14 protein-coding genes are annotated in these 16102 nt (G+C 40.5%); 10 read left to right on the forward strand and 4 right to left on the reverse strand.

The window, feature by feature from the left end; translation table 11 throughout:
• Positions 1-57 precede the first annotated feature (57 nt).
• From J5A56_RS07755 to ybeY, 7 genes are all read left to right on the forward strand, one after another.
• Positions 58-567: an RNA polymerase sigma factor gene (locus J5A56_RS07755; RefSeq protein ID WP_021672496.1), complete on the forward strand. Its 510-nt coding sequence runs from the start codon at positions 58-60 to the stop codon at positions 565-567.
• Positions 554-1036, forward strand: coding sequence for a hypothetical protein (locus J5A56_RS07760; protein WP_021672497.1), 483 nt, complete (start codon positions 554-556; stop codon positions 1034-1036). The genes J5A56_RS07755 and J5A56_RS07760 overlap by 14 nt, the downstream gene beginning before the upstream one ends.
• A gap of 3 nt (positions 1037-1039) precedes the next feature.
• Positions 1040-1498 (forward strand): DUF4252 domain-containing protein, encoded by a 459-nt coding sequence (locus J5A56_RS07765; RefSeq protein ID WP_021672498.1) that lies wholly within the window; start codon positions 1040-1042, stop codon positions 1496-1498.
• Positions 1499-1564: 66 nt separating this feature from the next.
• Positions 1565-1813: a hypothetical protein gene (locus J5A56_RS07770; protein WP_021672499.1), complete on the forward strand. Its 249-nt coding sequence runs from the start codon at positions 1565-1567 to the stop codon at positions 1811-1813.
• Complete coding sequence (locus tag J5A56_RS07775) at positions 1810-2223, forward strand: type II toxin-antitoxin system VapC family toxin (protein WP_021672500.1); 414 nt, start codon at positions 1810-1812, stop codon at positions 2221-2223. Before J5A56_RS07770 ends, J5A56_RS07775 begins: the two co-directional genes overlap by 4 nt.
• Positions 2220-2666: a pantetheine-phosphate adenylyltransferase gene (gene coaD / locus J5A56_RS07780; protein WP_021672501.1), complete on the forward strand. Its 447-nt coding sequence runs from the start codon at positions 2220-2222 to the stop codon at positions 2664-2666. Before J5A56_RS07775 ends, coaD begins: the two co-directional genes overlap by 4 nt.
• A 46-nt stretch (positions 2667-2712) precedes the next feature.
• Positions 2713-3144, forward strand: a complete 432-nt coding sequence (ybeY, locus tag J5A56_RS07785) for an rRNA maturation RNase YbeY (RefSeq protein ID WP_021672502.1) — start codon at positions 2713-2715, stop codon at positions 3142-3144.
• A gap of 325 nt (positions 3145-3469) precedes the next feature.
• Here ybeY and J5A56_RS07790 read toward each other — a convergent pair whose 3' ends face one another.
• Positions 3470-3661: a hypothetical protein gene (locus J5A56_RS07790; protein WP_021672505.1), complete on the reverse strand. Its 192-nt coding sequence runs from the start codon at positions 3659-3661 to the stop codon at positions 3470-3472.
• A 14-nt stretch (positions 3662-3675) separates the two neighbouring features.
• Positions 3676-7308, reverse strand: a complete 3633-nt coding sequence (locus J5A56_RS07795; RefSeq protein WP_231370824.1) for a hypothetical protein — start codon at positions 7306-7308, stop codon at positions 3676-3678.
• Positions 7309-8689: 1381 nt separating this feature from the next.
• Here J5A56_RS07795 and J5A56_RS07800 point away from each other — a divergent pair.
• Genes J5A56_RS07800 through J5A56_RS07810 form a run of 3 tightly spaced genes read left to right on the forward strand, consistent with a single transcriptional unit; the run spans position 8690 to position 11832 of the window.
• Positions 8690-9610: a helix-turn-helix transcriptional regulator gene (locus J5A56_RS07800; RefSeq protein ID WP_231370825.1), complete on the forward strand. Its 921-nt coding sequence runs from the start codon at positions 8690-8692 to the stop codon at positions 9608-9610.
• A 9-nt stretch (positions 9611-9619) separates the two neighbouring features.
• Positions 9620-10741 carry a helix-turn-helix domain-containing protein gene (locus tag J5A56_RS07805; RefSeq protein ID WP_021672509.1) on the forward strand — a complete coding sequence of 374 codons (1122 nt, stop codon included), beginning with the start codon at positions 9620-9622 and terminating at the stop codon, positions 10739-10741.
• Entirely contained in the window at positions 10738-11832 is a 1095-nt protein-coding gene (locus J5A56_RS07810) for a helix-turn-helix domain-containing protein (RefSeq protein WP_021672510.1), read from the forward strand. The genes J5A56_RS07805 and J5A56_RS07810 overlap by 4 nt, the downstream gene beginning before the upstream one ends.
• Positions 11833-12487: 655 nt before the next feature.
• Here the strand turns inward: J5A56_RS07810 and J5A56_RS07815 are convergent.
• Both J5A56_RS07815 and J5A56_RS07820 read right to left on the reverse strand, forming a co-directional pair.
• Positions 12488-15067 carry a TonB-dependent receptor gene (locus tag J5A56_RS07815; RefSeq protein ID WP_021672511.1) on the reverse strand — a complete coding sequence of 860 codons (2580 nt, stop codon included), beginning with the start codon at positions 15065-15067 and terminating at the stop codon, positions 12488-12490.
• Between the two features lie 4 nt (positions 15068-15071).
• Entirely contained in the window at positions 15072-15932 is an 861-nt protein-coding gene (locus J5A56_RS07820) for a GLPGLI family protein (protein ID WP_021672512.1), read from the reverse strand.
• Positions 15933-16102: the final 170 nt, after the last annotated feature.

Here is a 16102-nt window from a genome sequence, read left to right on the forward strand (position 1 = left end):
TATTGCGATTTATCACGTACACTATAGTTTATTATTTTCCACAGCACACATCTACTTATGCAAGCAAGCGAATTCAAACAACTATTCCTACCCTGCCATCGGAAACTCTTTTCGGTGGCATATAGGCTGATGGGGAACGCTCAAGCTGCTGAGGATATGGTGCAAGAGACCTTCTTAAAACTTTGGATGCAACGTGATAAGATTGAAAGGATTGACAATCCTGAGGCTTATAGCATCACGGTGCTGCGCCGACTATTCTATGACAGAATGAGGACAGGGCATCTACAAGAAGTCGACAAAGATGTGGGAAGTTTACAGGTCACTTCTTCGCAGAATATCAGTAGACAATTAGAGACTGCCGACGAATACCAACGAGTAAGACTGTTGATTTCCCATTTGCCCGAGCCGCAAGGAAGAATCATGTTAATGCGTGATGTTGAAGACCGCAGTTTTGAGGAAATCAGCATCGAAACAGGGTTTTCGGAGGTGAATGTAAGAAGTATTCTCAGCCGTGCCAGAAAGAAGATTAGAGAACAAATAAAAGCAATGAGATATGATAAAGACTGAAGATATAAAGTGCTTGCTTGCCCGATACTACGATGGACTGACCACCGAAGAGGAGGAGAACACGTTGCGTACTTACTTCAATAGCAAAGACATTGATGCTAATTTGAAGGAGGAAAGTATCTTCTTCACAGCTCTCCAGTCTTCTGATTGTCCTACACCAGCAGGAATGGAAGAACGACTTAATCGTCAGATTAGCCAGTGGAACACCTTAGAAGTCACTACTCGCCGCACGATAAGGCATATCAACCTTCGCTGGGTAGTAGGGATAGCAGCCAGTCTGTTGCTCCTCTTCGCTGCGGGAGCTATTGTTTACCAAAACGAGAAAAAATCCCCACAGGCAGAACAGGACACATATGCTAACACAACTGATGCCTATGCTGAAACCTCACGAGCACTGTTGAAATTCTCAAAGTCAATAAACAAGGGGATTGATGCTGCTGAAAACATCACTAATAAAACAAAGGATTAGATCATGAAGAGAATTATTTTAACGCTTTGTATGACTATGATAGCCTGTATAACGGCATTCGCTCAGAAAGCATTGTTCGATAAATACAGCGAAACAGATGGTGTCTCTACCGTCTACATATCGCGTAATATGATGCGTATGATGGGCAATGTGAGGGCGGGCAACAAGGATATCAGTAAGATTGCCAGCCGTCTGGATTATCTAAAGATACTCTCCTGTGAACGTCCTTCTCTGATTCCTTCTATCAAGAAGTCTGCCCAAAGTATCTTCAACCAACAAAAGTATTCAATTGTAATGCAGGTCAATGAAGGGGGCGAACATACTACTATCTACGAGCGGCATTACCCCAATGGAAAGAATGAGTTTACCCTACTTGCCATAGAACGCAACGAGATAACAATTATCAACCTGCTTGGTAATATCTCGTTACAGGATATTCAAGGAATAGCTGGTGGGAAATAATCCCCCAGCTTTTTTGGTTATATAATAGAAATGAAGTACTTTTGCATAAAATAAGGAGGTATAATTATGAATAGGACCATAAATATTCCAAGTGCAGACAACGCCTTCTTGGAGATGTTAGCACAAAAGATGGGATGGACTATAAGTCAAATCAACTCTCATACAGAGAAGTATAAAAAGCCAGACTTGAACACACCAGAGAAAAGGAAAAAAGCAATAGAGTTGCTTCAATCCATCGCTGGTAAACTGCCAAACAGTCATTTAGAAAGCTGGAAACAAGCAAAAGAAGAGTATCTAAGAACAAAACACTTATGAGAATCTTCTTAGATACCAATATCCTCATAGATCTTCTTGAGGCAAGAGGTGAGTTCACACAGAATGCACTGAAAGTAGCAAGTATGGTTATTAACAATGGAGACGAACTTTTGCTGAGTGACCTATCAGTTGTAAATGCTTGTTATATCGAAAGAAAATCCTTAGGAAATAGGGGCTTTATAGCAATATTCTCTGCTATTAGAGATTGCTTTGAAATTATCGGTATGGGAGCACCTGCGATAGATTCTGCAATCACTGCTAATTGGAATGATTTTGAAGATGCAATGCAATACTTTGCTGCTCTTAATGCAAATGCTGATATCATTGTCACAAGAAACAAGAAAGATTTTGCTACCAGTGAGATAAGTGTTGTAACTCCTTTGGAATATATAGAAGGTAAAATCAAATGAAAATAGGTATATTCGTAGGAAGCTTTGATCCGTTCACAATAGGTCACGATTCTATTATACGCCGTGCACTGCCCCTCTTTGACAAGGTGGTGATCGGTGTTGGTGTCAACGAGCGGAAGAAGTGTATGCTCAGTGCGGGAGAACGAACCGAGCGCATAGCACGACTCTATGCTGATGAGCCAAAGATAGAGGTCAAGGCATACAGCGACCTCACCATAGACTTTGCACGAAGAGAGGGAGCCGAATATATCATTAAGGGAGTACGCAGCGTGAAAGACTTTGAATACGAGCGCGAACAAGCCGATATCAACCGACGCTTAAGTTCTATTGAAACCATCTTCTTTTATGCTGAGCCACAATTGGAGTGTATCTGTTCAAGCATTGTGAGGGAGCTGAAACATTTTGGAAGAGATATCACAGAGTTCCTACCTAAGGGATATTAACTATTAGACGAAAGCTCACAGACTCATTGATAAAATAAAAGACACGATGATAACATATAGTGCTGAAGGCGTTAAGATGCCAAAATTTAAGAAACGAGAGATTTCTCGTTGGATTAAAGCAGTTGCTGCAACCTATGGAAGAAAGGTTGGAGAGATTGGTTATATGTTCGTAGATGATGAGAAGATTCTCGAAGTAAACAACGAGTATTTAGGACATGATTACTACACGGACATCATTACTTTCGATTATGATGAGGGCGATGTGCTTAATGGCGACCTTGTTATCTCACTTGATACAGTCCGTACAAATGCTGAACTATTCAAGAAATCATACGATGATGAGCTAAACCGAGTAATCATTCATGGCATCCTTCACCTCTGTGGTATCAACGACAAAGGACCTGGAGAACGTGAGATTATGGAAGAGAATGAGAATAAAGCGCTCGCCTTGCTCAAGGAGATGTGCGGTCGTCCATAATCAATGCTCTACAAGTTTCGATATGAAGTAAGCCAAAATCGTTGCATCATAGAAAAGTGTTGATGATTAGTAGCATTCCATTCAAACATTATTTTTTTGAATGGAATTATAATTTCAAAACACCTTACTGGACGACTTGGATTCAAGAGTACCTGAACAAACATAATGTGCGGAACTTTGATACGAGAGTATCATTGTTCCGCACAACTGTTTTCTTTATTTCTCACGAAAGTAATTATCTGCTTTCGTGAGAAAAACTTGATAAAGATGTCCTTTTGCAGTAGAGAAGAATATGGTAATACTTTTCAGAACTACTATTGGTTCATCATTCTTCCCAAACACCTTTTACCTTTTTCCAAGGTGGATTGAAAGATATGTCATCTTCATACTCGTCATACATAAAAGGATTCTCTTTGCTATCTGCATGGTCGTTGCTACTGCCACTACCTGCCGTAATGAGAAGTTCGGGCGTTACCAAGACTTCCCATATCTTGGGTGGAATATATGTTCTTTTCATGATTTTTCTTTCTTTTAGTTTACAATAACCTTTGTTCCGTTAATAATATAGAGACCTGCTGGTAGTGTCATCATTCTACTTTCACCAGCATTGAGTGTTACAGTTTCAACTTTCATGCCATTTGCATTGTAGACGTTGAAATGTGCAGGCTTAGTAGCTGTTGCTGTGATGTATCCCTTGCCTGTCTGGACAACAAGGTCTGCCTCACGGGTGAGTTCGGTGATGCCTGTTGTCCCCCAGTCTACATCGTCCGTAATTACATCAAAGCCAATCAACTCCTTACTTCCCTGACTACTTCTGTTATAGAGATAGTAAGCACGGAAAGGATAAACATAAACATACGGATATGATGGAAGGAGATTTCTTGAACTGAGGAACATATTCCCTGAGAAGTAGAATACATTAGCAGTCTGTCTGTCTATCGTCTTACCAGCATAAGAGCCAAAGTTGCTGAAGTTATAAGAAGTTCCAGCAATTGTTCCTGTAGCTTTTTCTCCAGGGTAAGTGTACTTAGGATTATCCAGTGTTGCCTTGGTAGCCATTACGTCTGAACCATATTGTGTAGCAATAAAAGAGATATTTCCGTCTTCTGGAGCATTAATAACCTCAACCATATAAGGAATATTAGCCTCGGTACTATTACCTCCTACAAGGTCGAATTTAGCTGAAGCATAATAATTTTTAGACGAAGTAGTCTCTTCATTCTCCAAACCTAAACAGTTTGTTGGGCGCATCTTTGTAACTTTGAACGAGCACCCGTCTGCTGTTGTGTTGGTATGTACACCATTCTCAAGAGAGAGAGTAAATGGAAGGATGATAGAAGCATGAGCAACCTTACCATTCTTAGGGATGGTTATCTCTCGTTTGTAAGTTGCATAGTTCTCGTTAGGAACGGTAATCTTGTACGGTGCATAGAACGGCTGGCGGTCAGTAATGACAATGTTCTTGCAAGCACGGAAGTCACCACTCTTTGTCTTCTGAATATAGTTGTCCTCATTGTAGCTTGAACGCTCGGGGAAGTAGATCAGACAGTTCGGGTTCAGTTCCGACTTCATTTCATCCATTTTAGTCTTTTCTGGAATATGAATAGAATAAAGGTCGGTATAGTCGAGGTAAAGCACTTCCTTGCCAGTAGCTTTCACATTTGGAGCTTCGAGTGCCTCAACGAGTGCCTGACGCATCATAGGAACTGTCAGATATGCATTGCCCGTAGGAATCTTTACTCCAGTTTCAGCATCAAGTGCAACAAACTTACCACCGTACATTGGCTTATCAGAGTCAGCTCCATCAAGGTTGTAGCAGGTGTTGTCGTAGAGTTTGGTTAACTCACATTTAGCCTTATAATCCTTAACGATAAGACTGATATCCATCAGGTAGTAGGCATAGTAGCGATGTTCCAACGCCGTAGTTGGTGCTATATTCCAGCGTGTCTCGTCTCCCGTGAAGAGATAACACTCCTTGGAGTTATTGATGGCAATCTCAATGTCCTCTGTAAAGGTTCCGCCTTGTGACTTGTAAAGTGACTCAGAGTAAGGGTACTCCTCCAATGTCGTTTGCGTCGCACCAGGATTATCATTGTTCAGATTATCAATATTGCTGTACTTGAATGGTTTGTTACCACACATCTTACTGCTAATCTTGTCGCCAGAAACTTCATTACCTGTGGTTGTGTACTGCTTTCCATCACCATAAGTGTTGTAATAATCGGACTTGACAAAGTAATAGCGTGCATGACGTGTAGATGTACCTTTGGGATAGGTGTCATCTCCATACTTGCTGAATAGATTCTCAAATGTGAACTTACATTTCTGAGTGTCACCCATAAAGTCCTTTGGTACATAGAAGAGGAACTTTCCACCAGAAACTTGGAAGTCGTTGGAGGTAAACTGCTGCATCAAGGTAGGACCATTGGCCTTCAATGAATGGCAGATGATGTCTATAGAGTTTACAAATGGGTTCAAAGCCTCAAGTGTCAGCTCAAAGGTAACAAGTGCCTTTGCTTCTTCAGTCAATCCTGATACTTCAAACTTGATGGCATCGTTGTTCAAGTTAGATACCACGATGGAACCTTCAGCCCCCTCGGTTACCTTTACCTCTTGGTAAGGAACGTTTTTGTCCGTTCCATAGACCTTCAAAGTGTAAGGTGAAGGCTTGAAAGCAGGATTGATGGCAGTTCCATTTGCTGTCGTCAGCTTAGCAGTATTTCCGTTATTAGTTTGCAGCTGAGCAACCTCATCCTTACTTGGCATAGAGAGGTAATAAGTATTTTTTTGTATCTGACTCGTTATAGTGTTTCCGCTCTTCTCGAAACTTGAAGCCTTTGTGACATCTTTTGTTGAATAAAGAAGATATTTTCTACCTGAAGGATAAATGTACAGGTATTTTTCTCCACTATATAGTTTGCCACTATTTTCACCCGTCATTTTCCAGACTACTGGTCTGTTTTCCAGCCAATTCCCATCTGTCTGGAGATAGTATGTCCTTTTTTTCCAAAAACCTTCTGTTGCCGTAATATAAAAACCATCATCATAATTCTCATTGATTTCACCAGCAGGTGTACCATAGTGATATTTAACCGTAGCCTTTGTAATTCGATAGCCCAAAGGAATATCAGTACCTTCCTGTGACTTGGTCGAAGTAGGTGTCTCAATGTAATAGGTGTTATTACCTACAGCATAATACAGCTTTCCGCCATTGCGAAGTGCCTGAATGTCTCCAGCTCCAGCTGCAGCAGGTAGTTTCTTGTCTGCCGTTACAGCATTCTTCTGGTAGAGATGATTACTTGCCATAAGCTCCCTGACGTTACGATAGTCATAACTGAAATAGGTTACACCACTCTTCACGTTTGGCTTGATAATACCCAGGTCCAGTTTGCTTGTAGCGAAAGGAACATCAACCATATTGACTCCATTCTTGATAATCATAGAAGGAGAACCTGGTGCTACGTTTGCTTGGAAAGGTCCTTCAGCTGTAAAGTAAAGCTCACAGTACTTTATGGTTGCACCATAGAAATTATCCCTTTCCCTCCAGAAGTAGAAGTAAAGGTTATTTCCCATATCGTTTTCACCCTTGCTGGTGCGAGCAATAACATACTCCTTGGAATCTTCATTGTACGCCCCCATATTATCTGTTTGGGCTTTCGGGGAATTGATGTCGAAATTACGATCCGTTTCATACATTATCTTCCTCATACCAGAAATCGGCATGGTGTTGACTGTCTTATTGTTGATGTTGTTCAGCAGTACGATACGGTAGCCTGTAAAACGAAAACCTTTAGGAAGCGAAATGTTCATACTGGTCGTGACGGTCTTTCCTCCCATTAAAACATACTTACCCTGACTCTTATCCAGACTGATGTTTCCAGCAGGGTCTTTCAGCTGTCCACCTTCTACCAAATCCTTTTTATCAGAAACGGTAAGGGTCAGCGGTAACTGGTTATGACGCCACAGAGAACTCCAACCATGCTCGAATCCGATTTCGATGTCATAGGTGTATCCTGCCACCAGCTTTCCAGAATTGGGACTGATGGTCACGTTCTGTGCTTTTGAAACTGTAAAAGAGGTAAGCATTACCAATAATAATGCCAAGTGCTGAAGCACATTCAGCCTTCGTCCTCTTTCCTTTAATAATAAGGATAATTTCTCCATAATAACTTGAATTAAGTTTATAATTGTGTATTTTGCTCTCATTATATATATCTTTCATGTTGATATATTCATATTGTAGTTTTTTAGATTACGTTTGATTTTACAAATATATAGCTTCGATTTAAAACATCCAAAAACCTTTACAAGCAATCTCCTTTCCCCTAATGTTTAATATATCCAAATACATTTCTTTACGCTTATTCAATCAGCTTTGAAATTAAAAAAACGAATTTGAAACATACAAAAGGTACAAAATAACGTTACAATGAGTACAAAACACTGACAGATGAGGCTGTTTTCTACAATGTCATAGCAAGTTATTGGTTGGTGCTTTAAAAACATATTATAGCCTCAATGCAGTAGTATTGTTCTATATCGTAAATGTATGGTTTACGAAAAAGTCTGTCACATTGACTGTAGTCTATATATTGGTAATCATTACCCATACTCTGTAATAGTGGATAACCACAGAGATACACCTCGCTCGTAGCCAACCATGGTCAAGTTGTAGATAACTGTTTTACCAACAAATGATAATGAGGAGAGTATGTTTTTTGCTCAGTAAGAAAAGGTAAGGAAAATGGTACACAAAAAGCTAATTATAAAAAAGTCCTTCCAAAGTATGGAATGATAAGTATTCCCAGATAAGAAAGATATTATCACGTGAAAATACAAGAATAGTTTTATTTCATTTTGCTGTCACTTTTAACACTTCGTATATCTTGCTGTAATATAACAAGTTAAGCATCTATTACAAATGACAGAAATGACAGGAGTTTAAGTTTATGGATTGCTCTGTAAAACGAAATCAGCTAATCGATATAGATACTCTTTTTTTTTACCATTAAATCTACATTATTATTCTGTCGTTATTCATCCATCTACAACGAGGTGCGCAACCTGCTAACGATTTTTCAACAAACTGGTTGACAAAAAGGAAATCATCAGCATAATGATAGCTAATGGGAAAACAACTCAACATCTTACTTCTGTAAATCTCTGATGAACGAACTGATGTGGGTTAAAGGCAAACTCCATCTTAAAAAGTAAAACAAATCAACAGAACTCATGGTTTAATTACTTTTTTTTGCTAAATTTGCCAAACCATAAGAAAAGATGGTAAGATACACAATGTTCATCTCTACTTAACAATAGCTTTTAATCAAAGTTCATGGATTATTCTCTCTTATATTCATTAGGTTGTTTTTCTTACATCCTTTCATCCATTTTTTTCGCAGTAATCAGATGGGGACATGTGTGCCATCCTTATCAGAAACATTCCGCCAGTTTCTTTCCAGCAAGGATAATGTCCCTTTATTTCTTTCCTTTTTCCATCCTCATGCTACCTTATGTATTCCATCCTTTGAATACTGAAGCATGGATGCTGGTAAAAAATTATGGTATCCTCATCATTCCGACAGCGTGGATACTGATGCTTTACAAATACTTTGATGCCTCTGCCTATAAGCGTAAGAAACATAGAATGAGGCTCATTGCTTCTGTACCGATGTTTATTGTCCTGTTGCAGTTCCTTTTGACAGTCATTCCTGGGGAAATCTCAGAGCAGCAGATTTTGCAGATAACCATCATCAGTATAGTAATAGGTATTATTTTATTTGCTTACCTCGTATATTTGTCGTTCTGGCTCGGCCGGAAGATAAATGAAACAAACCAGGATAACTATTCCAACGAGGAAGAGTTCCCTGTGCATCTTGCCTCTCACTTCATCTGGCAACCCTTAGTTTACACATCGGCTTACTGGGTAATAATCTTCACTGACAGCCGCCTAATGAGGGTTGGTGTCGACTTTCTGCTCACAGGGTGGAATATGTGGCTGCTCCTTGCTGTCCTTCATCCTGGACACATCAGCAAAGATACCATGCAGAAATTAGACAGTATAATATCGCAATATATCCGAAGAAAGAACCTTGTACCGCTGTTTGATAACCTCATTGAAGAAGAAAAAGACAGACTAAGCAGTGAATGTATAAAAAGAATTAAGGCAGACATTCTTGAAATCATAGAACAGAAGAAAGGCTTTCTCAATCCTCATCTGACGCTTGCCTCTGTTGCCTCTCAAACGGATTATGGTCGTACTTACGTCTCAAAGGTTTTCAAACAGGAGTTCGGAGGCTTCTACAACTATATCAACCGACTGCGCCTGGGTTATGCTGCCCGCTATGCACAGGAGCATCCCGAAGCCAATCAGGACGAAATAGCTCGCCATTCAGGGTTCAACAGTCGTGTAAGTCAATGGAGGGCGGCTGAAAGATTGGCAAAGAACGAAGAGTCAAACATCTAACGCAATGCAATGAATCAGTCTGCAAATTTCTTGTGTAATCTACTGTTTGTTGAATGGACCACACTTGTTACCTTTGGTCTGTGCCTGCTTGCGCTCCGAAAACATGAGAAATCCACTTACTACATCTACACCCGTTCACGCTATTTGCTCGGTACAAACTTCTTGATTTTCTCCTTAGAACCTTTCTTTTACTGGCTGGATGAGACTGGCATATACAATGTACCCCACACTGAAATCATAGCTTTAAGCCTGTATATTGTCGTTGCAGTTCTACTATCCATGACTTACATCCCGTTCGTCCAGCCTGATTACATCAGTCGTAGACGCATAATCTGTGATGCTGTCCTTACTGTTCTGAGCCTGATTTTACTCTATACAGGAACCATTGCGGGGGGATTGTTCGGTTTCGTAAGCCGCATGGTGGTGACAATGGCACTCTTTGTTGCCATCTATCTCTTCGGACTTCGCTTCTATAGTTATTACCGACGGGCACAACAGAAAATCGACAATTTCTATGCCGATGACTTCAGGCAGTCCATTGCCTGGCTTTCACGTTCCGTTACACTGACCATTACCTTAGGTCTTACGAGCTGCTTTACACCATTCTTTCCGCACTGGCTTGTAGCCATTCACAAGACACTCTGCTTCTTTTCTGCCATCTACATGTTCCTGTCATTCATCAACTATATGCTCAATACCGACTTTATTGCACTGACAATCGGACTGCCACAAGAAAACGGACGGCTCAATAGAAGTACCATCCTGCAGCTGCAACGGCGCACCAAACGATGGCAGGAAACGTCCGCTGCGCTGACAAAAAACATCACTATCAACGATGTTTCACGACAGTTGGGCACTAATCGCACATATCTCTCCCTTTACCTTAACACCTATCTGAATACGTCTTTTAAGGAATGGATAGGAAGTATCCGCCTTAAACATGCAAAGATGATGTTAGCTTCCAATACACAGACGAATATGGAACAGCTGGCGGATGCAACAGGGTTCACGTCAGCATCAGCTTTTAGCCATTACTTCAAGGCACACGAAGGACTCTCACCCAAACAGTGGCGTAGACAAAACGAATATAGAGCAACTGGTCAAAACAGTGGAAAGGAGGAAGCACAATGAACCATCTGTCTTTTGATAGCATCTATAACTACATATTGCTTTATCTGACAGTCATGTTTGGCATATTTGCATTGAGCCTGATTGCCACTTCTTTCCCTCGTCACCGTGCTTACAGACGCTATCGGCAAGCACGCTATGCCATCGTCACAGGACTGTTGCTTACCTCGGCTATCTGCTTCTGCCACTGGTTCTTTCATCTCAGAGAGCTATCAGCCTACTATGCTGCGGCACTGAACTTAGGCGCACTATACATCAGTCTGTTTCTTTTCATCATGGCATTCATATCCATTATACGCGAAGAAAATGTCAAATCAAAGCACGTGGAGCGCAACATCATCCCATCCATTGCCAGTATCATTGCCTTGTGGGGAGGAGGATTTGGCAACAGAACCGTCCGCATAGTAGTAGTAGCTGTTGTCGGCATCATATTCATTGTTGAGACAAGCAGGCTCTGCCTCGTGCTCAGAAAGGCACTCAACAAATACATAAGAACACGGGAGCAGGATCAACAGTCCTCTGCCAATGCTTTTAATCAGTGGATACAACGCTCAATGTACTGGGGTATCGCCACAGGAATGATGGGGATAGTCGTCATTCTGGTCGACAAGAAAGTTGCAATCTTGCTATTACTGGTATTTGCAGTCTTCTTCTGTTATTTCTTTGTATCTATTCTCAACTATGCGATGTACTTTGAGAAAGAAACGCTGATGCAGCAGTCATCTCCCCTGTCTACCTTACAAAAGAAGAGCAGAAAAATAGAAAACGACATCAGAAAATGGATAAATGAAAAGCAATACACGAAGAGTAAGCTTACGCTTAATGATGTGGCACACCAGCTGCACACCAACCGTACCTATCTCTCGCAATACATCAACACGGAACTGAACATGCCTTTTGGAAACTGGCTGTCACAACTCCGCCTGGATGAAGCTAAACGGATGCTTGTCGCGAACCCTTCGCTGAGCATCAGTGAAGCTGCCCTGGCATGCGGATTCTCCTCAATAAGCAATTTTTCCCATCTGTTTACAGAGCTTGAAGGGATGACGCCGCAACAATGGAGAAGCTCACGGAGGAATAAGGGGCAGCTGTAACCTATAAGGATAATCGTACTTGAACTATATATAAGTTGACATTATAAAGTCCACGATGCAATAGAGAATGAACGAGAAGATAGTCTTGGGAATAGAAGAAGTTTCTGTTTTTGTATAAAAAAACACCATGCAGGAAAAGTGTAAACTTCAAATATGATTAAGATAATATAGTAACAACAAATATTAAAAGTAAGTTTTTAAACCTGTCAATCAAAGGTAAAAATAAGACTGAAAGTAGTCAATCAAAATCATTAAACTACACCTATTACGAATTATTTTCATGAAGAAAAATGTTTTTTTCATGAAAATAAATATTTCCACTCGTGAAAATAAATATTTTTCTTCATGAAAATAATTCGCAAAAGTACTTGTCTTGTCGCAGGCAGGACATAGAGAATAAGTGAAAATTGATATGCTTTTCAGCCTTTAAAGACGGAGTTTCTAAGTGCGCCAGGATATCGTTTAGAATATGACATAATAGCTTTTAGGACATAGCAACATAAGAACACAGATTGGAGAGTAACAAGGTCTGAAGCTACGAATCGAAGTATAGAAGATTCAGGGATGAGGTGTAATCTGAGTCAATATCTGTAAGTAAGGGTGTCATTTTATTCTCTTTGGGAAATTGAAGGAGGGGATGTAGGTGCTGATGTTATTAGAATCTTAGCTGTAAGCTGAGGAGTATTTCACGCCCTCGTAAGGGCAGGAATGTGTTGAAAGTATTGATTCCTACGTTCTGCGTAATGCTGTAAGATTTGCTGTTTAGCAGGTTTGTCCCCGATAACCTCAGTTCCCATACATTATTTATCTTGTAGTTGAAGTCACCATCCAGAAGTCCACAGGTATGATAATGTCCATCTGTAATCTCATTTGTAAGATTATAGAACTTCATTTTCAATTCCATTTTCTTTGTCGGAAAGAGATAAATAGAGAGATTGGTTGTATAGGATGAAAGAACATCCAACTTCATAATACTACTTCGTTCCCAGTAGTATTTAGCTGTAAAAGCTGCCGACAGGCGCATCCATGAAAGTTTCTGGAAGCTTGTGGTGAGCGTTCCAAAAGCGTTGTGAGAATGGTTATTGACCATAACACCCGATTGCGAAACAAGATAACTACCTCTGTTATATGTTGCATCAACCTTTAAGGACAAACCTATGGGGATGAAAGTCTTGTCCATCATAGCACTTATAGTCGTGTTATGCCGGTGGTTATTGCCTCTTACCCACGTCATAATTGTCATTGAGTCGTTGTATTCATAGTGGCTGTAAGCCTCGCTTCTTGTATCAGAATAGACAAGCGAAAGGTTTGCAAAGAGCATTGTTGCGAGGTTACGATAGCGGATATGGAACGATGTGTGCAGGTAGGTGGACTTGTAGATGTCATTTCCTGTTACCTGTATATTCCTATATCCCTCTCTTAAAGGTTTCAAGGTATAGAAGTCAAGAGAGTTGTCGTCTGCAGAGAATGATGATGAGAAGTTCAGCGTAAGTGTACTTGTCAGTACTTGTTGCAGTGTCAAATAGGGCTTAAATGCAATGAAGTTACGCACAGACAGCTTGTTTTCCTTCTTTGAAAGGCTTATTCTTGTCCATTCTATGGGGAGTCCAAAGGTTACGTAGCTTTGCTTTTTGTATTTCCACGTGTAGCCCGGTTCGCCTTGTAACTTGAATGTACGATGATAGATATCATCTTGATAATTGTACGAGTTATTCCTGTAGTAAGCCTGTAAGGATATGTCCAAATCATTTCCGAGTGTAGGGATAGAAGTCGTGATAACGTTGCGAGTCATAGTTGACCGTGTTGCAAAGGGTTCTGTAACATTATATAGTGGTAAGGAATCAGAAGCTGTTACCAGTTCTTCGCTACGATTAACGTATCTAACGAGTGAGCGAACTTGCAACATACTCTTTCCTAATTTGAAAGAAGAAGACAGATAATTCTTAATATAAGATGGCTTTATGCGTGTTTGTTCGGTAATTCCAATGCCGTTTGTTACGACTTGATTCTCGTTCGTCAGCCGTCCGAAAGAGTACTTAAGTTCGTCAGAAATGAACCTATGAGTACTGTTTTCTTCATACTTCAGTGATGGTACGATGCGAAATGTGCGCTGCTTCATCCATTCTGTGGTTTCCAACGTGGTGGGCGTAAATCCTCCGTAAAGGTTTGCTGTCGACTGGTTATATCCAGCGTGATCCTTATAAAAAAGAATGTTGCTGCGCAGTGTTACGTCTTTCGACAATGTAATGATATTATTAAAACCTGCACTATAAGACTTGTTCTGCAGATATCTTTCCTGTGGAAGCGCCTCCTGACTTATGTTTTCAGACAGAACACCCTGCGGAAGCGGCTCGTATGCATCCAGATTATAGACATCAATATGTTCTTTAGTTTCCTTTGAAAGGTCTTTTCCTGTGTTACTCATCTTAGCAGAAACAAGTATTTGCGAATGTTTCATCACCTGTGTGAGGAATAGCTGGTTGTCCCAAACACTTGGTTTTATGCCTAAACCACCTGTAATCTCCCCAAAGGGACGAGCCTTGTGGTTCTTGTCGAGCCTGATGTTTAGGGCAGCAGACTCTGATGGTTTGCGCCCTTGCATCATCTTCACAGGTTGGTGATTCTCCAAAACTTCGACATTACGCACCGCATTGATAGGCATATTGCGGCTTGCCTGTGTATAGTTGTTGCCCATCAAGTCCTGTCCTTCAATATAAAACCGGTTGATAGCACGACCTTGATAAGACACCGAACCGTTTTCAGCAACCTTGATTCCCGGTAGTTTCTTGAGCACATCTTCTAAATGACGGTCGCCCTTCTGTAGAAACGAACCGACGTTGTAGACCAGTGTGTCACCTTGTTTCCTTATAGGAGAGAGTTTTACAACGACTTCTTTTAGTTCAACTTGCTTAGGGGATAGTAGGATGATAGTCGGCTGCTTTTCCGCCTGACGGATGTCAGCAACGCCTATTTTCTGTTTACCGTAACCTATGAGTGTGAACATCAGTACATCCTCTTGGTGTGCTGTGAGGTTAAGGCAACCCTTTCTGTCAGCAATCTTATAACTCAGCATCTTGCCCTTTGAGTTTACAACACGGCACATCACATCTGCTAACGGTTGGAGGCTGGCAGAGTCCCTAACCTCAATCGTCAGTTTTACCAGAGCTTCATCCTGCTGTGCAAAGAGGGTAAAGCAAGTGGAAACGAGGTAGAGTAAAAGAAATATCCGTCGCAAGATGTTATTCTAATTCTATCGGATTGTAAGGCTTTGCGTTAACTGTTGCTGCAACATCAGCCGATACAGTAATGCTTCCATCTCCTGTCAAGGCTTTTACTGGGTCAGCACAATAGTTCTTATACATTTGTCTGACAGCTTTTCGGGTACTCTTGGTCACGGCACTTTTATCGTACATATAAATAGGAGCATAGTCCTTTACTTTCTGTAATCCAGTTAGAGTGAAAGAAAAATTGTCCTCTGTGTCCTGCACTTTAAAGATGAGTCCGGGTAGTCCACAGAACTTATAGGGTCCGTAAGGCAGTTCTACTTCAGGTGCATACCAAGCTATGTAATCACGCCCGAAGAGCCTTGTTTTTGCCTTCTGACACTGATATCCAGCAATAGTACTATCTCCTTGCAGTAATTCCCATTTTAGTTGAGGAGCATCTTCTTCGTATTGATATCTTTGAAGTCCTCCTGCCTTACATTGGATAAACTCTTTTTTTGTCTCTCTATTCAGCAGGATGAGTTCTTGAAATCCTATGCTTTTTAAAGCTCCGATAAGTTTAGGACCCGATGAAGTTACTTGGGATTCTCCTTTTGATATAGATGCGGAGATGGAGTCGAAAGTAAGTTGTCCATAGTCGATGAACATATTGTACAGCTTACCTATCCTTAGAATTGTGTTTGCCGTACGTTTAGCATTTGGATACTTTGCGTCTTTAGCATACTTGTATTCATAGACTATCTGGTATTGTGCAGATTCATATTGCACAGTTTTAGTCGAATCCCATCGCCCTTCTAATTTAGAGAAGTCCAGTGTTTGGGCAGATAGACAAGTCGTGTTGACGAGAAGAATAAGTAATATTATGTTTTTCTTCATTTTGATTGGTTTTTAAGTTTGAACATTTTGAGAAAGATTCAAAGTCTGTTATTTTATAAAGTTGTTTTATTGTTTGTCCTACAAAGTGTCTTTTCTTCTAATTCTTATTGCTGCAAATATATAAAATTATCGGGCATTTATCAAGTCTATTTCTATTTTTTCATACTTTA

Origin of the sequence: Prevotella melaninogenica, assembly GCF_018128065.1 — a bacterium.
In the GTDB taxonomy this organism is placed as follows: domain Bacteria; phylum Bacteroidota; class Bacteroidia; order Bacteroidales; family Bacteroidaceae; genus Prevotella.